Consider the following 22995-nt stretch of genomic DNA (forward strand, 5'->3'; position numbering starts at 1 on the left):
CCATGCCGGGTGACGAGGTCAAGGTGAGCAAGGACTCCACGGGGCCCAGGCCCCAGCTCGGGACGACCGGGGTGAGCGTGGACAAGCGCCGCGAGGTGCTCGGCGCGCGCGCGCGCGCCCTGGCCGAGTCTCGTCACGAGGAGCATCAAGAGGTGCTGTCCGTGCTCGCCTTCCAGGTGGGCGGGGAGCGCTACGCGGTCCGAATCGAGCACGTGGACCATGTGCTCGAGGCGCGTGGCATCTCCTCGCTGCCCGGGGCGCCGCGGCACGTGCTGGGCGCGCTGGCCAGCCGCTCGCGCGTGGTGCCGGTGCTGGACCTCCGCCAGCTGCTGGGGCTGGAGGGCGGCGGCATGTCGGACCTGGGCAAGATCGTGGTGGTGGAGGTGGACGAGGAGTGCTTCGGCCTGGCGGCGGAGACGGTGGAGGGGCGTAAGGAGTTGCCGAAGTCGGAGCTCTCGCAGCCCCCGCCGGGACCCTTCCTGTACCTGACTCCGGACCGGCTGACGGTGCTGGAGCTGGAGCAGCTCGGGGGCCCGGCCGCGGGACGGCAGGCGCAGGAATAGGGGCGCGACATGGATCCGCAGCTCTTGCGCAGCATCTGGCCGGTCTTCTCCGCGGAGACGCGTGAGCAGATCCAAGCCATCGGAGCGAAGGTGCTCGGGTTGGAGGGCCCCTCGAACGAGCGCGAGGCGGACCTCCTGCCTTCGCTCAAGCGATTGGTGCACAGCCTCAAGGGCTCGGCGGCGAGCCTGGGGCTCGACGACATCGAGCAGGTGGTGCACGCCATCGAGGACGGGCTGGCCCACATCCGCACGGATGACGGCCTTCCTCGCGACGCGGTGGAGTCCATGCTGCGCGGCCTGTCCGGCATCGAGGCCGCCATGGCCCGGGGCGACGCGGGACAGGCGCCCCAGGTGGATGGCCTGGCCGGGCTGCTCAAGTCGCTGGGCCGCGACGTGGTGCTGCCCGAGTCGGCCGCGGTGCTGTCCGGGCTCGCGGCGAAGGGGCTGGAGGCGCTGGAGTTCCTGGAGGCCGCGCTCGGCGCGCTGTGCTCGCCGGACGTGCCGGACCGCGCGGCCGTGGTGCGCAAGGCGATGGAGCGGGCGCGCGGGCTGAAGGTGCAGGCCCTGGAGGCCGGCTCCGCGCGGCTGGCCACGCTGTCCGAGTCCGCCGCGCTGGGGTTCGCGCGCATGGAGCCGGGAGGCGACGCGGCGAGTCTCGCGGCCTCCGAGGTCGCGGGCACGCTGGTGGACCTGCGCGGACAGCTCGAGCACGAGCGGCCGCCGCAAGCGGTGGCGCGCGCGGTGGAGACGTTGCGCGCGGCGCCGGTGGCCGTGGAGAACGGCGCGTCCGGTGCGCAGCAGGCGCCCGTGCAGCAGGAGGCCCGGGCCTCGACGGACCACACGGTGCGCGTGGCGGTGAAGACGCTGGACTCGCTGGCGCTCCAGGTGGAGCTGCTCGTGGCGGGGCGCTCCCAGCAGGCGCGGCGCTCGGAGAGCTACCGCGCGTTGTCGGATGGGACGCACGAGGTGCTGCGTCAACTGGAGCGCGCCGCGTCGGAGCTGACGCTCGCGGGAGGCGGTGGCGCGGCGCTGGATTCACTGCGCTCGGGCGTGACGTTGATGCGGAGCATGCAGAAGCGCTTGCTGGAGGTGTCGCGCGAGGCGCACCGGGACAGCGAGCAGCTCGCGCTGGTGGCGCAGGTGGCGCGCGATGACCTGCGGGACCTGCGCATGGTGCCCGCCTCGCAGCTGCTGGAGCCCTTGCGTCGCACCGTGCGCGAGGTGTCCGCGCGGCTGAACAAGGACGTGGCGCTGGAGCTGGCGGGCGGCGAGGTCCGGTTGGACCGGCGCATCCTGGATGCGCTCAAGGACCCGCTGCTGCACCTGGTGCGCAACGCCATCGACCATGGGCTCGAGACGCCGGACGAGCGCCGCCAGGCGGGCAAGTCCGAGACGGGGCGGCTGACGGTGCGCGTGGAGCCCCGGGGCGCGCGCATCGCCGTGGTGGTGGAGGACGATGGTTACGGGCTGTCTCCCGAGCGCGTGAGGGCCACGGCCGTGCGCCGGGGCCTGTTGACGGAGGACGCGGCCGCGAAGCTGTCCGACGCGCAGGCCGCGCGGCTGGTGTTCCAGCCGGGCTTCTCCACGCGTGAGCAGGTGACGGCGACGTCGGGCCGGGGCGTGGGGCTGGACGTGGTGCAGGCCACGGCGGCGCGGCTCCAGGGTTCGGTGGATGTGGAGTTCTGGGCGGGGCGGGGGACGCGCTTCACCGTGGACCTGCCGCTGACGCTGGCCGCGGCGCTGGGGCTGCTGGTGCGCACGGGCACGACGGTGTCCGCGATTCCGTCCGACAGCGTGGAGCGCGTGATGCGCCTCACGCCGGACGACGTGGGCACGGTGGCCGGGCGCGTGGTGGCGCGTGTGGATGGCTCGCAGCTCACGTTCCTCCCGCTGGCGGAGGCCATCGGGCTGCCCCGGCTGCCGCTCGCCATCGAGTCGGGCCGCGTGCAGACGGCGGCGCTGGTCGTCGTGGGTGGGGACAAGGTGCTGTACGCCATCGACGAGGTGGTGGGGCAGCAGGAGATTGTCGTGCGCTCGCTGGGCAAGCATCTGCAGAGCGTGCGGCATCTGGCTGGCGCGGCGGTGCTGGATGACGGACGCGTGGTGCCGGTGCTCAACGCGCCGGAGCTCGTGCGCGCGGCGAGGCCGGAGACGCGCTCGATGGCGACGGAGTCGCGTCGTCCGCGCATCCTCGTGTGCGACGACGCGCTCACGACGCGCTTCGCGATGAAGTCGCTGCTGGAGATCGCCGGCTTCCCGGTGGTGACGGCGGCGGACGGCGAGGAGGCCTGGGGCATCCTGGAGCGCACGTCGTGCCAGCTCGTGGTGAGCGATTGGCAGATGCCTCGGCTGGATGGTGTCGGGCTCGCGCGGCGCATCAAGTCACACCCGACGCTGCACTCCACGCCCATCATCCTCGTCACCTCGCTCGACAGCCCCGAGGACCGCGCCGCGGGACTCGAGGCGGGCGCGGATGGCTACCTCGTCAAGCGCGAGGTGGAGCGCGGCAGGTTGCTGGAGCTGGTGCGACAGCTCCTGCCCGCGAACGCGGCGTAGCGGCTCGAGTCGGGGAATCGGCTTCGGTGGCCTGTCCCGACCCGTGGCGATGAGCCCCGCGTCGGAATGGAAAGGCGCTCTTGCCGAGCAGCGGCCGGGGCGTCGCGCCCGGCCGTTCCAGGCAGGCCCGACGCGCGACTCGCGAGATGGTCGGGTGGAGGCGCGATGCTGGGAGCGGGCGGGCCCGCGAATCGCTCAGCCCGTGACGGCGGCGCCGGGAGGTCCGAGCTCCGCCGGAAGTCGCGCGACCCAGCGCGGCTCCTCGTCGGTCGGCGCCTCCAGGGTTCCTCCGAGCCGGCGCGTCAGCTCCCTCATCCGTGTGAGGGCCTTGGCCGAGGGAGTCTCTCCGCCCCGAGTCATCGCGAGCACCCGCCAGCTGCTCGTCGGCTCGAACGCCTCGACCTGGAGGTCCATCGCGGTGGCGCGCGTCGACGCGAGCCCGCGCGCCATCGCCCGCATCCAGGTCTCCACCTCGACGCGGGCTCCCTTCACCAGCAGGGGACGCTCCGGCAGCGCCATCGTCACCGTGCACCGTTGCGCGTGTCGCGACGCGGGACCGAAGGCCGTGTGCAAGAAGGGCCGCAGGTCCGTGACTGCTCCGCGTCCCAGTCGATGGTCGATGAGCGCCCGCTGGTCCTGCGCCGCGCGCATCATCCGGTCCAGGTAGCGCTGCACCGTCGCGTTCATCGGCCCGGCGATGCCCTTCACCATCATGTCCAGATAGCCCTTGATGACCATCAAGGGGGTCCTGAGGTCATGGGCGGCGTGTGAGCGGCGCTGCTCCCACCGGGCCACCTCGCGCTCCAGCTCCCTGCGCTGGGCCAGCAGCTTCGTATGACGTGCGTTCGCGGCCGACTCCCGCGCACGCGCCGCGAGCAGCGCGCTCCCGAAGGCGGACAGCCGTTCGAGCACCGCGCCGTCCGCGCGCTCGGGCCAGACCTTGAGCATCCGTCCACCACCGGACACGGGAAGCGGAATGCCCGTGCCCACGCGCGCCACGCAGACGCGTCCATCGAAGAGCGCCGCGCCGGAGGCCCCCGTCAATCGGAGCGTCTCGCGCAGCAACAGCTCCATGCCCGCGTGGGCACCACGGCACAGGGCCCGCTCGGCCACCGCCACGAGCGCCTGTTCCACCCCCGCGTCGACATCCGGGTCGACGCTCCGCCCACTCCGAGCACCCACTTGCACGCGCAGAGGTATGGGCACGGCACCTCCAGGGCGCAACACTGCCCAGGGTGGGCAAACAAGGCGCCGACACCCGGCAATCCTTTACCCATGCTCCTCGGCGACCTCCCGACTTTTTACCGTCCCGCGGGGCGGGATGATCGCCCAAACCCGCTCAACTCCTCGGAGAGCCCCCTTGGCCGGACCCTTGCTAACGGCCTCTGCGACGGGCGGCGGAAGGGACTGATGGGGACTCTCGACTACTACGCGGCAATCGCCAGACTGGCTCCGGGGGCCTTGGCCCTCAGCGCCGTGCGGCGTGTGCAGGGCGTGGCACGGCAGGCACGATACCGACGGCGTGAGCGCACCGATGAGGTGCGGCTGTTGAGCGCGTTCGGCGTGACTCGCGCGGAGGAGCTGGCCCAGAAGGCGCTCAACAGCCGCACCTCGCGCGCGTGGTGCGAGGTGTCCCAGCGCGAGTCCGTGCTCGCCGCGCTCTCCACGCTTCCAGGCGCGCGTGAGCGCGCCATCGCCCGGGCCCAGGCCGCGCTCCGTCAGGAGTGGGACGTCTTCGGCACGCGCGTCGTCTTCGGCGAGGGCAAGCCGGTGGACTGGTCGCTCGACGTGCTCAGCGGCCACCGCTATCCGCTGGCGCCGGTGGAGCGGATGCCGCTCCTGTCGAAGGGGAATGACCCGAAGTACCCCTGGGTGATGGGGCGGCTCGACAGCGTCATCGCGCTGGCGCAGGGCTACTGGGTGGAGACCTCTCGCCGTGAGCGCTCGCGGCTGGCCTCCGCCTTCGTGATGCAGGTGCTCGACTTCCTCCAGGCCAATCCCGTGGGGCAGGGCGTGCAGTGGTCCTGTGCCATGGAGGTGGCGCTGCGCGGAGCCAACCTGGCGCAGGCCCTGGCCATGTTCGCCGACGCGCCCGAGGTGCGCCGCGCGGAGTTCCTGGTGCCGCTGCTCGGCTCGCTCGCGGACCACATGTCCTGGGTGGAGGCCCACCTCGAGGACCGGGGCGCGGTGCCCAACAACCACCTGGTCTCCAACCACGTGGGCCTGCTCGTCGTCGGCCTGCTGTTCCCGGAGCTGCCCGGTGCCTCGCGCCAGGTGGCGCTGGCGGTGGCCGGCCTGTGCGAGCAGATGTCCGCGCAGGTCCACGTCGAGGGCACCTCCTTCGAGGGCTCCATTCCCTACCACCGTCTCTCGGTGGAGCTGTTCACCCTGGCGCTGCTGGTGGCGCGGGGCGCGGGCGTGGCGCTGGGCACGGCCTACGAGACGCGGCTCAAGCGCATGTTCCACGCGGTGCGCGCGTGGTCCTCCGAGACGGGCCTGGCGCCGCAGATTGGCGACAACGACTCCGGCCGCGTCTTCCCGCTGCGAGACCGCGGCGACATGGAGCAGGGCTACCTGGTGGGCCTGGGCGCGGCGCTCTTCGGAGACGCGGCCCTGGCGGGCGGCGAGCTCCCGGACGAGGCCGCGTGGCTGCTCGGGCACGTGGGCCTGGAGCGCTACCAGCGCCTGTCACCGGGCGCGGCGCCGCGGTCCATCAGCTTCCCGGAGGGCGGCTTCCACGTGCTGCGCGGCGCGGGCGCCGTCGTCACCGTGAGCGCGGGAAAGCAGGGCCAGCGCGGGGTGGGCGGCCACAGCCACAACGACAAGCTCTCCTTCGAGCTGCACCTGGGCGGCCGTCCCGTCATCGTCGACCCGGGCACGGGCTCGTACACGCGCGACCCGGCGATGCGCAACGCGTTCCGCGGCACCGCCGCGCACAACACCGTGCAGGTGGATGGCGCGGAGCAGGCCACGCTCGACAAGGCCCGGCTGTTCGCGCTGCCCGAGGAAGCCAAAGCGCGCGTGGTGGCCTTCCTTCCTGGCGCCACCGTGGACAGATTGCGGGCCCGCCATGATGGTTACCGCCTGCTGCCGGCCCCGGTCGGCATCGAGCGCACGTTCCGGTTGGACCGGCGCGAGCGCTCGCTGGCGGGGCGGGACTCCTTCATCGGTACGGGGCTTCACGAAGTCGTTGGACGCTTTCATCTTCCCGATGAGCAGGCCCGGCGGGTGACGCCGGACGCGCAGGTGCTCGCGCGGGCGCAGCGCGCGGCGGAGGAGCCGCTGGTGTTCTCGCCCGTCGCGGTGGAGCTGGGCCCGGAGGGGGCGCCGCTCGCATGGATTCTGCTGGAAGAGGGCCTGGAGTCGCAGGTGGTGCCCTCGCGCTATTCGCCCGGCTACGGGCGGGTGGTGCCCGCGGTGACGGTGGAGTTCCGGGGGCAGGTGAAGCCTCCGTCGAGTTTGAAGTGGGTCGTGGTCTTCAGGTGAGTGTTCGGGTCGGGGCGTGACCGCTCAGCGGCACGTCGCATCAGGAGAGGTGAGGACGATGAGGGTGATGGTGGGCAGCCCGCTGCTGGAGCGGATTCGTCGGCGGGAGGCGAAGGTCGGTGTGGTGGGGCTGGGGTACGTGGGTCTTCCCCTGGGCATGGCGTTCGCCGAGGCCGGCTTCCCGGTCGTGGGGCTCGATGTCGACAAGCGCAAGCTCGACAAGATCGAGAAGGGCGAGAGCTACATCAAGCACATCCCCAGCGCGCCGCTGGCGGAGCTGACGAAGGCGGGCAAGCTGAAGGCCACCGGGGACTTCTCCCGGTCCAAGGAGCTGGACTGCGTCATCATCTGCGTGCCCACGCCGCTGACGGCCTCGCGTGAGCCGGACATGAGCTACATCATCCAGACGGGTGAGTCGCTCGCGCCGCACGTGCGCCGCGGTCAGCTCTTCATCCTGGAGTCCACCACGTACCCGGGCACCACCGAGGAGGTGCTCAAGCCGATCCTGGAGAAGAACGGCCTCAAGGCGGGCGTGGACTTCCACCTGGCCTTCAGCCCCGAGCGCGAGGACCCGGGCAACAAGAGCTTCAACACCAAGACGATTCCGAAGATCGTCGGCGGCTACTCGCCCGAGTGCTCCGAGGTCGCCGCGGCGCTGTACGGCAGCGCGCTGAAGGAAGTGGTGCCGGTGTCCTCCACGCGCGTGGCGGAGCTCGCCAAGCTGCTGGAGAACATCTACCGCTGCGTCAACATCGCCATGGTCAACGAGATGAAGATGCTCTGCGACCGCATGAACGTGGACGTGTGGGAGGTCATCCAGGCCGCCAGCACCAAGCCCTTCGGCTTCCAGCCGTTCTACCCGGGCCCGGGTCTGGGCGGTCACTGCATCCCCATCGACCCGTTCTACCTGACGTGGAAGGCGCGCGAGTACGAGTTCCACACCAAGTTCATCGAGCTGGCCGGCGAGGTGAACTGGCAGATGCCGTACTACGTGGTGCAGCGCACCATGGAGGCGCTCAACAAGGCGAAGAAGACGCTCAACGGCGCGAAGGTGCTGTGCCTGGGCGCGGCGTACAAGAAGGACATCGACGACATGCGCGAGAGCCCGTCCCTGCGCATCATGACGCTGCTGGCGGAGAAGGGCGCGGAGCTCAGCTACCACGACCCGTACGTGCCGGAGCTGCACAAGGGCCACGGCTTCAACATGGAGATGAAGTCCGTCCCGCTCGAGCCGGAGAAGCTCGGCGAGTACGACGCGGTCCTCATCCTCACGGACCACACCAACATCGACTACGCCGCCGTGGTGGCCAACGCGACGTGTGTGATTGACACGCGCAACGCCACCAAGGGCGTGCCCCAGGGCCGCGAGAAGGTGACGAAGGCGTAAGGCAGACGAGCCTGGGCCCGGAAGTCGACCCTCCGGGCAGGGGTTCGCGACTCCAGGTGTCGGGAGGGGCACCTGGAGTCAGCGGACCTGCTCGTCTTGCGGGGTGGTTTGGGTACAGTGGGGGGCGTGACAGCCCTCACCCGACCCGTTCTCCCCCTGCTGGTGGCCTCGGCCATGTTGCTGGCGGCGGCACCCGCGCAGACCGACTCGCGCCAGGTGCTCCTCGACGCCATGTCGAGCGAGCTTTCGCGCAACCAACAACAGCTCAAGCTGCAGAGCCACGAGCCACCGTACTTCATGAGCTACCAGCTCAAGGACTACGAGCAGGAGGTCGTGGCCGCGCGCTTTGGCGCCATCTTCATGGACGACGGCTACCGGGAGCGGCGGCTGTACGTCGACGCCCGCGTGGGCGACTACGCCTTCGACAGCTCCGTCGCGGAAGGGCTGGAGTTCTCCTTCTCCACCAAGGGCACCAGCTACACGGCGCGCAAGGAGGGGCCGCTGGATGACTCGCCCCTGGCGCTGCGCACGTCGCTGTGGCTGCTCACGGACGAGAAGTACAAGTCCGCGCTCTTCCAGTTCCTGAAGAAGAAGGGCGAGGACGTGTACTCGGTGGAGGACCCGAAGCGGCCCGCCTCCTTCACGAAGGAGAAGCCGAGCACCTTCGTCCAGCCGCCGGTGGCCCGTCCGTTCGACCGGGCGCGCTGGGTGAAGGTGGCGCGCGAGGTGTCCGCGCAGTTCAACGCGCATCCGGAGCTGTTCGACTCGGAGGTGCGCATCACCGCCGACAAGGTGACGCGGCTGTTCGTGTCCACGGAGGGCACGCGGCTGGTGACGGAGGAGACGTTGTACGGGCTCCACGTCTCCGCGGTGACGCGGGCGCCGGACGGACAGCTGCTGGATGACTCGCGGGACTTCTACGCGCCCACGGAGGCGGGGCTGCCGGACGACGAGCGCATCCGTCAGTCCGCGGCGAAGGTCATCGAGGAGCTGATGGCGCTGCGGCAGGCGCCGGCCATCGACCCGTACACGGGCCCCGCCATCCTCGCGCCCGAGGCCTCCGGCGTGCTCTTCCACGAGACGGTGGGCCACCGGCTGGAGGGAGACCGGCAGGACGGCGACAACGAGGGGAAGACCTTCAAGGGGCAGGTGGGCAAGCTGGTGCTGCCCTCATTCCTGTCCATCCATGATGACCCTTCGCAGCGCTCGCTCGCGGGGGAGCCGCTCAACGGCTACTACCTCTATGACGAGGAGGGCGTGAAGGGGCAGCGGGTGACGCTGGTGGAGAAGGGCGTGCTGCGCAACTACCTGCTGGGACGCCGGCCGGTGGAGGGCTTCCTCCAGTCGAACGGGCACGGTCGCAGCCAGGGCACGCTCAAGCCGGTGGCGCGCATGGCGAACCTCATGGTGGAGAGCACGCGGCAGGTGAGCGACGAGAAGCTGAAGCAGATGCTCATCGACGAGGCGAAGAAGCAGGGCAAGCCGTATGGCCTCATCATCCGCGACATCACCGGTGGCAACACGAACACGTCCAGCTATGGCTACCAGGCCTTCAAGGGCGTGCCGCGCATGGTGTACCGGGTGGACGTGAAGACGGGGAAGGAGACGCTGGTGCGTGGCGTGGAGATCGTCGGCACGCCGCTGTCCGCGGTGAACCGCATCATCGCCACGGGGCAGAAGCGCGGCATCTTCAACGGCTTCTGCGGCGCGGAGAGCGGGAACGTGCCGGTGTCCACGGTGGCGCCGGCGGCGCTGCTGCAGGAGATCGAGCTGCAGCGCGCGGTGGAGGGCAAGGACCGTCCGCCCCTCCTCCCGAGCCCCGCGGCGCAGCAGGCTCCGCCGCCCGCCGCGAAGCCCTGAGTCACGCCGATGCGGGGGGCCACGAAATGCGCTTCTGGCGGTAGCGTGCGTGCCTTCACGCCTCGGCCATGGGGGAGGGGGGCGCTCGCGGCGTGTCTCCTCCTGCTCGCGAGTCTCGTGGCGGGCGACGCGGGTGCCGAGCCCGTGGCGACCGGGGACGCGTGGCTGGAGCTGGCGCACGATGACAGGCTCAGCCAGGACGGATTCTGGGCGCTCGTCTCCGTGGACTACACGCTGAATGGGCGGACCTTGGCGTCCACGGGGGGCGCGGGTCCTCGACACGTGCTGCCCCTGGGGCTGCGCTGGCTCGACGTGTCGGTGGTGTACGAGGGGCGCTCGTCGGTCTTCTCGTACGTGGATGCGTACCGCTTCGTGATGCGTGGTCGCGTCACCATCGACGCGCGTCCTGGTGACACGGTGCGAGTCACCTCGACGGCCTACGAGCGCGACGGGGTCACCCTGCACTGGCAGCAGCGCCCGGCCTTCATGCTCCTGGGACAGCCGCAGGAGGCCATCGTCGGAATCGAGTACGGCCCCGTGGTGAACACGCCGCTCCCCGACGAAGTGGCCGCGCGTGTCGTCGACGAGGTCCTCGCGGAGGCGCGTCGGCTCTCGCCCGAGCGTCCCGCCACCGCGTCCATCGCGGAGGTCGTCGCGCCTGCCGTGTCTTGCGAGCTCGAGCCCGTCTTCTTCGCCTTCTTCGACACCCGGCTCTCGGCGGAGGGCGAGGCCTCGCTGCTGCGCGCGGCGGAGTGTCTCCACCGGGGGCCGCGGCTGCGCGTCCGGCTGCGCGGACACGCGGACATCCTCGGCCCCGAGTCCGTCAACGCCTCGCTGGGCCTGGGCCGCGCGCAGTCCGTGGCCGCGAAGCTCCAGGCGCTCGGCATCGAGGGCGCGCGGCTCGTCCTGGAGACCCAGGGCGCGGACCTGCCTCCGTGCAATGACGGCACCCTGGGGTGCATGGCGCGCAGCCGCCGGGTGGAGCTGCTCGTGGAGTCGTCGCCGCCCTGACGCCCAGGCCCTCAGTCCCGAGGGGGGAGGGCCACGGCCATCACCGCGTCGCGCAGGTGCCGGGCATCGAAGGGCTTGGCGAGCACCGGGTTCTTCACTTCCTGGAGGAAGCGCTTGGTCTCCGGCGTGAAGGCGCCGCCGCTGATGAAGACGATGCGCTCGTGCAGGCCCGGCCAGGCGTCGCGGACCGCCTGGTACACGTCCACGCCCGTCAGCTCCGGCATCATCAAGTCACACAGGATGACGTCGAAGGCGCTGTCCCCGCGCAGTCGCGCCAGTGCCGCGCGTCCATCCGGCACGGTGACCAGCTCGTGGCCGCGCAACAAGCGCCGCATCAGGTCCAGCACGCGCGGCTCATCGTCCACCACCAGCACCCGTCGGCCCTCGGAGCGGGCGAGGGACTGGAGGCTCGGGGCGAGCGGCACGGGGGCCTCGGCGCGCGGCAGGGTGACCTCCACCGTGGTGCCTCGCCCGGGCTCGCTGCGCACGTCGATGCGTCCTCCCAGCGCCGTGACGATGTCGCGGCAGATGGCCAGCCCCATGCCCATGCCCTCACCCGCGCGGCGCGTGGTGAAGAGCGGGTCGAAGATGCGCGGCAGGACGTCTGGAGCGATTCCGCAGCCCGTGTCGGAGACGGCGAGCCGCACCTCGGTGGCGTCGGTGCGCAGGCTCACGGTGATGCGATGCTCGGAGACGTGGCCCTCGGGGATGGCGTGCGCCGCGTTGAGCACCAGGTTGAGCAGCACCTGGCCCAGCTTCGTCGACGTGCCCCGGACCCGAGGCTCGTCCTCGCCGTAGTCCCTCACCACCTGCGCCTTGTGGCGGAGCTGGTTGGCCGCCATCCGCAGCGTGCTCTCGGTGACGGCCTTGAGGTCCACCGGCTCCGTGGCCTCCACCTGCGTGGAGGACAGCGCCTTGAGGTCCGCGACGATGCGCTGGATGCGCAGCGTGCCCTCGAGCGCCTCGTCCAGGACTTGAAGGCACTCCGCGTCCGTCGGCTCGCTGACCTCGGGCAGCCGCTCGCGCAGGTACTCCAGGTTGCCCGTCGCGTACGCCAGCGGGTTGTTGATCTCGTGCGCCAGCCCCGCCGCGAGGATGCCCAGCGACTGCGCGCGCTGCTCGCGCTCCTTCTCCTGCAACAGCTGCGCGTCCCGGCGCTTGCGGTCCACCGCGCTGACCACCACGTGGGCCGTCAGTCGCATCAGGTGCCGCTCCTCGGGCGTCCACTCGCGCGCGGCGTCCACCGAGTCGAAGCCCATCCACCCGAGCAGCCGCCCCGCGAGCAGCAGCGGCGCGGTGATGTACGAGCGCACGCCCAGCAGCGCACAGACGCGCTTCTCCTCGACGGACTCGGGCGGAAGCCGGCCCGCGTCCGTCACCGTCACCATGCGCCCCGCGCGCAGCTCATCCAGCGACCAGGGGAAGCCCACCAGCGAGCGCCCGCGGTGCTGCGCGAGCCCATGGGCCTTCATGCCGGGCGAGAACCACTCATACGCCTCCGACAGGTGCTCGCCGTCATCCGACAGCAGGGTGACGTAGCCACGCTGCGCGTCGATGTTCCGCCCCAGCACCTCCAGCGCCGCGCGCACCCCCGACTCCAGCTCGTCCGGAGGCAGGTTGAGCAGCTTCTGGGACGTGTCCGTGAGCAGCGACCAGCTCTTGAGCAAGAGCCCCAGCTCCCCACGCATGCGCCGCAGCGCCGCGGCCTCCTGCCGCAACGCCGCCGACGTGCCCTCGGACTGCTCCGGGGCCCGCGTCTCGCTGAGGTTCTCCAGGACGTCGGCGGACCGCTGGAGTCGCTCCAGCAAGGTCCTCGAGTCCGCTGCATCGGCGGACAGCTCCGGGCTGTTCCGCGGCGGCTCCGTCATCGATACCCCCTCCACACTCCCCGCACGGGCTTCCCCAACCCGTCACGTGGATTTCAGTCGCGCCGGAATAATGCCACTGGTTTGTTCTCTGCATCCAGTGTGCAGTTTTGAATATTTCAACCGGGCGAAGGGGGAGGGCTCAGAGGGAGGGAGGGGGCGGGAGCGTGAGGTGGTCCGGGGTGGGGAAGGAGTAGGGGCGGAGCAGGCGGCCGCCCTTGAAGCCGCGCCATTGGACGTAGCGGCGGAAGTCCCGGAGGAAGGCCTCCTGGGACAGGCCCACGGCCTGGGCGAAGGCCTCCGGGAAGTCGGGGCCCTGGCTCATGACGCGCAGGACGCCCCGGGCCACGGGCTCGCCGTAGCGGCGCACCAGGAAGGTGAAGGCGTGGTGGGCGGCGCTGTAGACGATGTCGCTCTCGCGTCGGTAGAGCGAGTCCGCCTGGGCCAGCGGGTCCGCCTGGGGATGGAGGCCGTAGTAGCGGGCCAGGTCCTCCAGGGACGCGGTGCGGTAGCCCTGCTCGGCGGTGTACGAGGCCATGCCCTCGCGGAACCACAGGGGGATGCGCTTGCGCGTCCAGCCCAGCCGGTCCGAGGCCACCTGGTACATCAGGCTGTGGGTGAGCTCGTGCAAGAGCAGCTCGTCCACCTGGGATTGGCTGGCGCCCAGGAGCGTCCACGTGCGCGGGCTCTGCAGTTCAATCTGCTCGTAGCGGGCCCACGCCCTGAGGAAGTCGTGGTTGGGGCGGTTGGCGGCGCGCTCCAGGGCGGCGTGGTTGGGGTGGATGATGATGGAGACCGAGTCATCGAACGTGCCCCAGCGCGCCATCCGGGGCAGGGCGCGCTCGACGGCCAGCCGCACCTGGTCCGCGGCGGCGGTGTCGCGCGGCTGGAACTCGAGGGTGATTCGCGCGCCGCTGGAGGTGGGCAGGGCCGTGGTCTTCGCGAGGGCGCCCGGCGCGGCGGCGGGGGAGATGTCCACCGTGCTGCGGCGCGGGGCCTGACATCCGGCGAGCATGGCCATGAGGGCCGCCCCCACGACGAAGAGGCCCGCTCGTCCCTGTCCGCGCATCCATCCCCTCGTCACGAGCGTCACTCCACTGCCAGCCAGCGCATCACCGTGCGTCCCACGTCGGCGACGGTGGAGAGCGCCTCCACCTCCGGCGATGGAGGCCCGAAGTAGAGCACGGGGACGGGGTGGAGCGTGTGTCCGCGCGTGGACAGGTCCTCCACGTTGCCGTGGTCGCTGCACACCATGAGGCGCGCGTCGGCGGGGCGCGTGGCGAGCACGGCGCGCAGGAAGGCGTCGAAGGTGTCCAGCGCGGTGTGGGCGGCGGTGAAGTCCTGGGCGTGTCCGGCCTCGTCCGCGAGGTAGTGCTCGAAGTAGGTGAAGTCCGCGCCCATCGCCACGCGCCAGAAGATGTCCGCGGCCTGCTCGGGCGTGCGCTCGGGCGCGGGCAGTCCGAAGGCGCGCGCGTGGGCGCCGGTGATGTCGGGCGTGAGGCCGTCCGCCGCGCGTGCGTCCTCCAGCGTGCGCAGCGGCACGTCGCCCGCGGCGAAGGCCAGCTTGGCGGCGGAGGGCTTCATGCGGCGGCGGGCCTCGGGGGGCGGGGTGAACTCCGGGGGCGAGGTGGTGGGGCGCCGGGGGACCCCGAGCGCGTCCAGGTACGCGGCGGGGTAGGCGGTGGCGAACGTGGCCTCGCGGCCAGCGACGCGCAGGCGCTTGACGATGGAGCGCTCGGCGAGCAGCGCGCGCAGGGCGGCGTTGGGATAGCCCAGCACATGCTGGCCGAGCAGCGCGGGCGCGGGCTCTCCGGTGAGGATGGCCGTCTGGTTGGAAGCGGACTGGGGCCGACCCGACACACCGAAGGTCGTGTCCACCGGGATACACAGGCCGCCGTCGGGCAGCGGGGGGCTGGGGGCGTCCTGGAAGCGGGAAAGCAGGTGCTCGCGGTGGGCGAGCGGGTTGATGGCCGGGTCCTTCCGGCCGATGCCCACGCCATCGATGAAGAGGAGCGCGACGCGCACGGCTCGTGACTGTATCCTCGAACGCATACCGCATGGCCCTCCACGGCGACCTCTTCAGCTACCCGCTTCCCGAGTTCCTTCAATGGTTGGACAGCTCCCGCAAGACGGGCACGCTCCAGCTCTCCTGGGAGGCCGGCGAGCGGAAGCTCTTCCTGCTCTCCGGCCAGGTGGGGGCCACCGCCTCCGAGGGGCTGCGCGGCCGCGTGGCCCGGCTGCTCGCGCTGGCGAAGCTGGCCTCGGGCACCAAGGTGCTCGCCGCCTTCGATGAGCTGTCGCGCACGCCCGACGTGGACGCCGCCTTCGATGTGCACGGCATCCAGGCCCGGTGGATTCGCGACCTCGGCCGCGAGGAGCTGTTCGCGGCGATGACGGACTTGACGATTGCAGGGCGCGGCACGTTCCACTGGACGGAGGACGCGGACCGCTCAGGCGAGGACTGGGTGCCGTCGGACATGGGCATCCGCGAGCTGCTCTTCGAGTCCTTGCGCTGGGTGGATGAGCAGCCGGACGTGGACAAGGCGCTGCCCATCGACGCGCTCAGCGTGCGCGCGCTGGCGCCGCCGAGCCCCAGCCAGCCGCTGATGCACAGAATCATCCTGGGGCTGTGCGCCACGCCGCAGAACCTGGGGCGGCTGCGGCTGTCGATGGGCGTGTCGCGCTCGTCGGTGACGCGGCGGGTGTACGAGCTGCTCCGCTCGAAGCTGGTGGAGGTGGAGGGCGCGCCGCAGGTGGAGGCGGACCCGGTGGCGGAGATGCTGGAGAAGGGCGCGGTGCTGATGCGCGAGGGCCAGTACGACGCGGCGGGCATCGTCTGCGCGTCCCTGCTCGCGAGCGACCCCGCGGACCGGCGTGTGCGCGAGTTCGCCCGGCTGGTGCAGCGCGAGCACGTGGCCGCGCTCTACTCGGACATGCCGCCGCTCCTGATTCCCGTCGTCGTGCACGACCCTCAGGGCATGGCGTTGCTCAAGCCCGAGGAGCGGCAGATCGCGGGCCTGGTGAGCGGGACGTGGGATGTGTCCACCATCGTCCTGGCCAGCCCCTCGCGGGAGCTGGAGACGCTCAAGACGCTGGCGAAGCTGCTCCGGATGGGGCTGCTCCAGCTCACCGCCCCTCGCTGAAGAGGGGCGGCGGGGCGCGGCCTACTCCGACGCGGGCAGGCCCACCGCGTTGAGCCGCGCGAAGGACTGCATCAGCACGTAGAGCGCGAAGGCCGCGTCGTCCACGCGCAGGTGCGACTGGGTGGAGAGGCCCTGCACGCGCAGCAGGTCCGCGCCATCCATGCGCAACAGGAACGCCTGCTGCGCCAGCGTGCCCTCGCCCGCGTACGCGAGCGCGCGCCGGATGGCGTCCGTGCACGCGGTGACGCAGGTGGAGTAGTTGCCCGCCATGAACGCGGCCTCGGCGGCGCGCGCGTGGTCGAACAAGTCCCCCGGCGCCAGCGCGCTCGCGGCGCCCAGCAGCTTGGGGCCCGCGGGCTGGGCCACCATGGCCGGAGCCATGACGGCGGGCGCCACGGGCGGCGGCGTCACCGGCTCCACGCGGGGCGGAGGGGCGATGGCGGGGAACGAGCCCGACGGCCGATGCGGCACGGGCGTGTTGGGGATCACCGCCATCGCGGGAGCGTGGCCGCCGGACATCGCCACGGGGGGCGCGGACGGGGGCTGGCGGTGCTGCAGGTGCTGGGCGAGCTGGGCCTCCAGGCCCGCGGGCTGAGCGCCGCCGGCGGGCGCCACGGGGCGGGGCGGCGGGACGATGCGCTTGGCGCGCAGGTCCTTGATGACCAGCCGGGTGATCGCCTTGAGCGTGTCGAGCACGCCCCGGCCGTTGGTGGCCGCGGTCTCGAAGTCGGGCACGCCGCGCGGGTTGAGCTCCTGGCGCAGCTGCTCCACGGGCAGCACGTGGTCCAGGTCGCGCTTGTTCCACTGCATCACCAGCGGGAAGCGGTCCAACCGGATGCCGTGCTCGAAGAGGTTCTCCTCCAAGTTCGCCAGCGACTCGCGGTTGGCGTCCATGGCCTCCGGCTGCGAGTCCGCCACGAAGACGACGCCGTCGGCACCCTGGAGCACCAGCTTCCGGGTCGCGTTGTAGAAGACCTGGCCGGGCACGGTGTACAGCGCCAGCCGCACCGAGCAGTCCCCGACGCGCTCCACCTTCACGGGGAGGAAGTCGAAGAAGAGGGTCCGGTCCCCCTCGGTGGCGATGGACATCATCTCGCCCCGGTGCGCGGGCCGGACGGTTTCGTAGATCTTCCGCAGCGAGGTCGTCTTCCCGGACAAGCCAGGTCCATAGAAGACGATTTTGGCGGCCACCTCGCGGGCCATCAGGTTCACGCTGCTCACGGTGTCAGCTTTCCTAGAACGACTCGACGCTTCGCGCCAGTTGCGGACGGGACATTCGCGGGGGTTCCCACGAGGTACTCGGCGGCCAGCAGGGCGAACAAGGCCGCTTCCTTCGCGCCTTCTGGAAATCCAAGGCTATCAAGCCGGCGCACGGGGAGGGGAGCCAGTCGCGCTTCGAGCCGCGCCATCAACCGGGGATTCCGTGTACCGCCCCCGGAGACGTACATCGCCTCCAGGTCCGGCGCTCGGGGAAAAACCCAGGTTTCGTAGGCGCGCGCGGTGCTCTCCACGGTGAGCTCCAACGCGGTGGCCAGCAGGTCATTCGCCCGGTCCGGGTGAATCGTCCAGAGCCGCTCCACCAGTGCGTCTCCGTAGCGCTCACGTCCCGTGCTCTTCGGAGGCGGTCGGGCGAGGAAGTCGTCGGTGAGCAGCTCCTCGAGCAGCTCCGGAATCACCCGGCCCTGGCCGGAGAGCGTCCCGTCCAGGTCACACGCCAGCCGGTTGTGCGTCGCGCGCCGGGCCAGGCCGTCCAGCACCATGTTCCCGGGGCCGGTGTCGAACGCGAAGGTGTCGTCCAGGCGCGGCCCGACGACGGACACGTTGGCGATGCCGCCCAGGTTCTGGAGCGCGCGAGGGGCCTGGAGACCGCGGAAGGCCACCCAGTCGAAGTAGGGCACCAGCGGCGCGCCATGGCCCCCGGCGGCCACGTCCCGGGTGCGGAAGTCGCTGACGACGGGCAGGCCCGTCAGCTCGGCGATGACGGACGGCTCGCCGATCTGCAGGGTGGAGGGCACCTCGGTGGTGCCCGGGGGATGGTGGGCCATCGTCTGGCCGTGGGAGCCGATGGCGGCCACGTCCGAGCGCGCCACGCCCGCCTGCTCCATCACCTGGAGCGCGGCGCGGGCGAAGTACTCCCCCAGCTCGAAGTCGAGCCGGCTGAGCGAGTGCGCGTCCTGGGGCCCCAGCATCCGCGCCACCACGTCCGGAGGGAAGGGCGCCGAGACGTGGGACAACAGCCGCAGCCGAGCGCCGCCGCCCGTTCCAGTCACCTCGCACAGCGCGGCCTCCACCGCGTCCGCGCTGGTGCCGGACAAAAGCCCGATGCACAGGCGCGGGCGCTCGGAATCGGAGAGGGGAGGCGGAAGGCGCATGCCTCCAAGTCTAAGGCCCGGTCCCCACACGCCGCTTTCGGGGAGCGGGCAGGCGGGCGGCCGATGCGTGCTCGCCCTTACGTCCGGAGCGGTCGAGCGCGCGCAAGCCGTTCTCCTCCAGACGCTTCCGGGCCTCCCGGGCGCCCAGGCCCGTGAAGGCCATGGCCACCGCGACCCGCACCTCGCCCCGGGCCTTCGCGAGCAGCGCCTCCGCGTCCTCGCCGGGAAGCCCGGTCAGCTCGGCCACCATGCGCGCGGCGCGGGCCCGCAGCTTCGCGTTGACGGGGCGCATGCCCACCATCCGTCCCCGGTACACCCGGCCCAGCGCCACGAAGGCCGCGGTGGTGATGGCATTCAGGAGGAGCTTCGTCGCAGTGCCGGCCTTCAGCCGCGTGGAGCCCGCCACCAGCTCCGGCCCCGTGCGCGCCAGCACCAGCGTGTCCACGTCCGCGCGAGTGCCAGGCGGGTTGCAGCACACCAGCACCGTGTGGGCGCCTCGCCGCTTCGCCTCGCGCAGCGCGCCGCGGACATAGGGAGTGGAAGCACTCGCGGAGATGCCGCAGACGACATCCCGGGGGCTCGCGGCGAAGTCCGCCACGTCCCGGACGCCCGCCTCGACGTCGTCCTCGGCGCCCTCCACGGCATGCGTCATCGCCCGGCGTCCACCCGCGATGCGGGCCTGGACCTGGGTGGGGGCGCTGCCGAAGGTCGGAGGACACTCGCTGGCGTCGAGGACGCCGAGACGTCCACTCGTGCCAGCGCCGATGTAGAGGAGCCGTCCGCCCGCCCGCAACGCGGCCACGACGGCGGTCGCGGCTCGGGCGACAGCAGGCAGCGCGGGGCGAACCGCACGGACGGCGACAACGTCCTCGTCATGTAACCGGCGGACGACCGACCCGAGAGAAAGCAGATCCAGGCCGTCCGCGCGGGGGTGAAGCCGCTCGGTGGGAGGGAGTTTCGTGAATGAAGCGCGAGAGGAACCCACCCCCGAGCGCCCGACTTCAAGCTGCCTTGGTCACCTTGCCCGCTTTGATGCAGCGGGTGCAGGCCAGAACGCGCTCCGTGCGACCCTCGACGCTGGCCCGAATCTTCTGGAGGTTCGGGAGGGTCCGCTTCTTGGTCTTGTTGTTCGCGTGGCTGACGTTGTTGCCGACGAGCGGACGCTTGCCACAGATGTCACACTTCCACGCCATGACCTCTAACTCCTTGAAAACTGGGGCGTTGGACGCCTGCCGATTAAAGAGCGGCGGAACCTGCCAGAAAGCCGCTTGGAAATCCAGCCTTTCAGCCGTTTTGGATCAGCCCTTGAGCGGATCCTTCTTCTTCAACATGTCCTGAACGAGCCTGGCGGCCCGGACGCCCGCGAGCAGCTCGCCCTCCAGGCCCAGGCCCGGGAGCACCTCGCGGCCCGCGAGCAGCAGGTTCTTCACCGGGGTGCGCTGGGGCAAACCGGTGACGCCCAGGAAGGCTTCAGACTCGAAGCTGTAGAGGGGATGGGGCATCAGCCGCGTCCCTCGGGAGCCGCTGGCGTCCAGGTAGGGGACCGAGCGAAGCAGGCGGTGGGGCGCGGTGAAGGGCATCAGCGCGTCGAGCTGCGCGTCGATGCGCACGGCCAGCCCCTGCAGGTGCTCGTCGCCCAGCTCCCGCGCGGACGCCGGGACGAAGACGCCGGCGCAGACCACGCGCACGCCCTCCACGTCCTTGCCCTCCTTGCCGCCCGAGGCGGTGGTGCGCGCCGGGTGGAGCTGCAGCAGCATGGGGCCCAGCTCCGCGTCCTGCGTGTCCACGAGCGTCAGCTCCCCCATGCCCCGGGGGAGCGCGGACTCGGGCACCACCCAGTTGACGGTGAAGAGCAGGGACTTCGTGGTGGACTGGTCCAGGTGCTCGAGCAGGCCGCGGTGGTGCTTCTTGTCCGTCACCAGCCTGCGCAGCGCGCCGGAGTCGGTGGCGGCGACGAGGCAGGAGGCGCGGTAGAGCGTGTCCGAGCGCACCAGCTTCACGCCCGCGAACTTGCTGCCGTCGAAGGACAGCTCATCGACGATGAAGCCCGAGGGGCTGTCGCGGCCGAGCACGTCTCCGCCCAGCTCCGCCAGGCGCCGCGTGAGCAGCTCTCGCAGGCCGTCGTGGCCGCCCTGGAAGGAGGAGGGGGCCGACAGCACCTGGGACAGGGGCCGGGTGAGCGCCAGGGACGACTCGGGCTTGTCCAGGTGGTTGATGAAGGGGCGCAGCCCGCGGAGCAACGCGGCCGCGGGGGTGTCCGAGGTCAGCCGGGGCGCGCTCTCCAGGCCGGGGTGGGCCTTGATGAGCTTCTTGAGCCCCCAGCCCTCGAAGAACCCGTCCGGGGGCAGGGCGGGCTGGGCCTTGAAGAAGGCATCGCTCGCCTCGTGCTGGGCGGTGGTTCCGGCCAGGGCGCCCAGGAGCGCCTCGCCCTCTTCGCCCAGCTCGCGCGTCACCTCGGCCTTGCGGCGGGCGGCGTCGGCGTGCAGGTCCATGCGGTTCCTGGGCAGGACCAGCTGGAGCTCGGGCGTGTGGGGGCGCAGCGCGCGCTGCACGGTGGTGGTGAGGCCCAGCTCGGTGAGGGCCTCCTCCACCGCGGGCATGGCCTTGAGCGGGGGCGCGACGAAGGGCGCGTAGGGGAGCACGTAGCCGCCGTGCTCGTAGCCCGGGCCCATGCCGTCGTGCTCGACCCAGAGGACGCGGTGGCTGCGCTTGGCCAGCAGCGCCGCGGCGAGCGCGCCACCGAGCTGGCTGCCCAGCACGATGACGTCGTACACGTGCCGCGACGGGCCCGAGGGAAGCTTGAGTTTGGCTGCGGACGTCATGCGGCGCGCAACACTACACAACGTCCTCCCGGCTGGCTCCCTTTTGACGAGGCAAGAGGGTGGGTGCTCGGAGCCCTCAGCCTCCCGCGCCGAAGAGGCGGGCCTCCAGCTCGGGCGGGAAGGTGGTGAAGTCCGGGAGCGTCCAGAGGGCGCCGGCCTGGCGCAGCTGGACGGCCGTCGTCGTGGTGGTGATGCCCACCACCGGCATGCCCGCGTCCCGGGCGGACATGACGCCGAGGATGGCGTCCTCGAAGGCGAGGCACTCGGAAGGGTCCACGCCCAGCCCGCGCGCGGCGGCCAGGAAGATGTCCGGGAAGGGCTTGCCCCGGGAGACCTCCTCGGCGCCGACGATGCGCTGGAAGACGGGGCGCAGGCCCAGGCCGTCGATGACCAGCGCGCGGTTGCCTTCCGGCGCGGCGGTGGCGATGGCCATGGGGATGCCCGCCGCGCGCAGTCGGGACAGGAGCGCCTCCGCGCCGCGGTGCAGCCGCAGGTGGGGCCGGTAGAGGGTGCGGTAGTGGCCCTCCTTCTCGTCGGCCAGGCGCTGGAGCTCCTCCGCGTCCAGGGCGCGGCCGAGGAGCTCGGGGAGGATTTCTTCGTTCTTCCGGCCCGCGAAGCGCGTCTGGAAGTCCTCGGCGGTGAGCGACAGGCCGAGCTTGCGCGCGAGCGCCACCCACGCCTGGTTGTGGAACACCATGTTGTCGACGAGGGTGCCGTCCATGTCGAAGACGGCGGCTCGGAGGGGCGCGTCGGAAGGTGTCATGGTTTCCCACCCATAGCGCGGCTTTGGAGCGGTGAGCGGCCGAATCGTGCGCGCCTGCTCGGGAGGACTGATATTCGGGCCTCACATGAGCGACGGCGTGCGGACAGAGATGCGAGGCGCGGTGGGGGTGGTGACGTTGGACCGGCCCAAGGCGCTCAATGCGTTGAATCTGGAGATGTGCCGGCGGCTGCTGCCCCAGCTGGAGGCCTGGCGTGCGGACCCCGCGGTGAAGGCCGTGGTCGTCCGGGGCGCGGGCGGACGGGCCTTCTGCGCGGGAGGAGACGTGCGCGCCGTGGCGGCTTCCCAGGCGGAGCCCCGGCCGGCCGACGCGGAGCGCTTGTCGCGGGAGTTCTTCCGCGCCGAGTACACGCTGAACCACCTCATCCACCACTTCGGCAAGCCGTACATCTCGCTCGTGGACGGCATCTGCATGGGTGGCGGGCTGGGCCTGTCCATCCATGGGGCGTACCGCGTCGTCACCGAGAAGCTGGTGCTGGCGATGCCGGAGACGGGGATTGGCCTGTTCCCGGACGTGGGCGGCGGCTGGTTCCTGCCGCGCTTCCCGGGCGAGTCGGGGACGTACCTGGGCCTGACGGGCGCGCGGTGCAGCGCGGCGGACGCGATGTGGCTCGGGTACGGGACACACTTCGTGGAGTCGGCGCGGCTGGAGACGGTGCTGGAGGCGCTGGTGGGCGCCGAGTGGGGCGAGGGCCTGGCGAGCGCGGTGGTGGAGCGGGTGCTGAAGGACTTCCACGCGGACGCGGGGACGTCGGTGCTGGCCACGCAGCACGTGGCGATGGACCGGTGCTTCGCGGCGGAGCGGGTGGAGGACATCCAGCAGGCGCTGGAGGCGGAAGGGACGGCGTGGGCGCAGGAGACATGGGCCACGCTCGTGCGCATGTGCCCCACGAGCCTGAAGGTGACGCTGCGTCAGCTGCGCATGGGCCGCACGCGCGACTATGACGAGATGCTGTCGGTGGAGTACCGGCTGAGCCAGTCCATGACGGCGCGGGCCGACTTCCGCGAGGGCATCCGCGCGGTGCTGGTGGACAAGGACAACAAGCCGCGCTGGCACCCGGGAACGCTGGGCGACGTCTCCGAGGCGGATGTGGAGGCGTGCTTCGCGTCCTCGGAGGGGGATGAGCTGGTGCTGTCGCGAAGCTGAGC

18 protein-coding genes are annotated in these 22995 nt (G+C 71.5%); 8 read left to right on the plus strand and 10 right to left on the minus strand.

From position 1 onward, the window contains the following. The first annotated feature begins 2 nt into the window (after positions 1–2). Together K8640_RS09705 and K8640_RS09710 are read left to right on the plus strand one after the other, a co-directional pair. A complete protein-coding gene (locus tag K8640_RS09705; RefSeq protein ID WP_141323265.1) occupies positions 3–563 on the plus strand; it encodes a chemotaxis protein CheW in 561 nt (186 codons plus the stop codon). 9 nt (positions 564–572) lie between these two features. Next, on the plus strand, positions 573–3119 hold the full coding sequence (locus K8640_RS09710) for a response regulator (RefSeq protein WP_223746789.1): 2547 nt from the start codon (positions 573–575) through the stop codon (positions 3117–3119). 195 nt (positions 3120–3314) lie between these two features. Here the strand turns inward: K8640_RS09710 and K8640_RS09715 are convergent, their stop codons facing one another. After that, positions 3315–4325, minus strand: a complete 1011-nt coding sequence (locus K8640_RS09715; RefSeq protein WP_223746790.1) for a histidine kinase dimerization/phospho-acceptor domain-containing protein — start codon at positions 4323–4325, stop codon at positions 3315–3317. 204 nt (positions 4326–4529) lie between these two features. Between K8640_RS09715 and K8640_RS09720 the strand changes: the two genes are divergently transcribed. From K8640_RS09720 to K8640_RS43080, 4 genes are all read left to right on the plus strand, one after another. Beyond that, the gene (locus K8640_RS09720; protein ID WP_223746791.1) at positions 4530–6605 is read left to right on the plus strand and encodes an alginate lyase family protein; all 2076 of its coding nucleotides are present in this window, start codon (positions 4530–4532) and stop codon (positions 6603–6605) included. Positions 6606–6672: 67 nt separating this feature from the next. Beyond that, positions 6673–7992 carry a nucleotide sugar dehydrogenase gene (locus tag K8640_RS09725; protein WP_305070650.1) on the plus strand — a complete coding sequence of 440 codons (1320 nt, stop codon included), beginning with the start codon at positions 6673–6675 and terminating at the stop codon, positions 7990–7992. Between the two features lie 174 nt (positions 7993–8166). Beyond that, entirely contained in the window at positions 8167–9852 is a 1686-nt protein-coding gene (locus tag K8640_RS09730; RefSeq protein ID WP_223746792.1) for a TldD/PmbA family protein, read from the plus strand. Positions 9853–9996: 144 nt separating this feature from the next. Beyond that, positions 9997–10863: an OmpA family protein gene (locus tag K8640_RS43080; protein ID WP_223746793.1), complete on the plus strand. Its 867-nt coding sequence runs from the start codon at positions 9997–9999 to the stop codon at positions 10861–10863. 11 nt (positions 10864–10874) lie between these two features. On the opposite strand, the gene K8640_RS09740 is transcribed toward K8640_RS43080, so the two are convergent. The 3 genes from K8640_RS09740 to K8640_RS09750 form a co-directional block, all read right to left on the minus strand. Next, positions 10875–12731 carry an ATP-binding protein gene (locus tag K8640_RS09740; protein WP_223746794.1) on the minus strand — a complete coding sequence of 619 codons (1857 nt, stop codon included), beginning with the start codon at positions 12729–12731 and terminating at the stop codon, positions 10875–10877. A 139-nt stretch (positions 12732–12870) separates the two neighbouring features. After that, a complete protein-coding gene (locus tag K8640_RS09745) occupies positions 12871–13797 on the minus strand; it encodes a hypothetical protein (RefSeq protein ID WP_223746795.1) in 927 nt (308 codons plus the stop codon). Positions 13798–13817: 20 nt separating this feature from the next. After that, positions 13818–14753, minus strand: a complete 936-nt coding sequence (locus tag K8640_RS09750) for a metalloenzyme (RefSeq protein WP_223746796.1) — start codon at positions 14751–14753, stop codon at positions 13818–13820. Positions 14754–14785: 32 nt separating this feature from the next. Here K8640_RS09750 and K8640_RS09755 point away from each other — a divergent pair, with 32 nt between their 5' ends. Then, entirely contained in the window at positions 14786–15871 is a 1086-nt protein-coding gene (locus tag K8640_RS09755) for a DUF4388 domain-containing protein (protein WP_141332905.1), read from the plus strand. Positions 15872–15892: 21 nt separating this feature from the next. Here the strand turns inward: K8640_RS09755 and K8640_RS09760 are convergent, their stop codons facing one another. From K8640_RS09760 to K8640_RS09785, 6 genes are all read right to left on the minus strand, one after another. Beyond that, complete coding sequence (locus tag K8640_RS09760) at positions 15893–17092, minus strand: ATP/GTP-binding protein (protein WP_223746797.1); 1200 nt, start codon at positions 17090–17092, stop codon at positions 15893–15895. Further along, positions 17089–18243, minus strand: coding sequence for an anhydro-N-acetylmuramic acid kinase (locus tag K8640_RS09765; RefSeq protein ID WP_223746798.1), 1155 nt, complete (start codon positions 18241–18243; stop codon positions 17089–17091). Before K8640_RS09765 ends, K8640_RS09760 begins: the two co-directional genes overlap by 4 nt. Positions 18244–18253: 10 nt before the next feature. After that, positions 18254–19228 carry an N-acetylmuramic acid 6-phosphate etherase gene (locus K8640_RS09770; protein ID WP_223746799.1) on the minus strand — a complete coding sequence of 325 codons (975 nt, stop codon included), beginning with the start codon at positions 19226–19228 and terminating at the stop codon, positions 18254–18256. Between the two features lie 16 nt (positions 19229–19244). Further along, complete coding sequence (gene rpmB, locus K8640_RS09775) at positions 19245–19436, minus strand: 50S ribosomal protein L28 (protein WP_043403428.1); 192 nt, start codon at positions 19434–19436, stop codon at positions 19245–19247. A gap of 105 nt (positions 19437–19541) precedes the next feature. Continuing rightward, a complete protein-coding gene (locus K8640_RS09780) occupies positions 19542–21065 on the minus strand; it encodes an NAD(P)-binding protein (protein WP_223746800.1) in 1524 nt (507 codons plus the stop codon). 76 nt (positions 21066–21141) lie between these two features. After that, positions 21142–21828, minus strand: coding sequence for an HAD family phosphatase (locus tag K8640_RS09785; protein WP_223746801.1), 687 nt, complete (start codon positions 21826–21828; stop codon positions 21142–21144). A gap of 85 nt (positions 21829–21913) precedes the next feature. Here K8640_RS09785 and K8640_RS09790 point away from each other — a divergent pair, with 85 nt between their 5' ends. Then, positions 21914–22993, plus strand: a complete 1080-nt coding sequence (locus K8640_RS09790; RefSeq protein WP_223746802.1) for an enoyl-CoA hydratase/isomerase family protein — start codon at positions 21914–21916, stop codon at positions 22991–22993. Positions 22994–22995: the final 2 nt, after the last annotated feature.

The organism is Myxococcus sp. XM-1-1-1, from assembly GCF_020037095.1.
Taxonomy (GTDB): Bacteria; Myxococcota; Myxococcia; order Myxococcales; family Myxococcaceae; genus Myxococcus; species Myxococcus fulvus.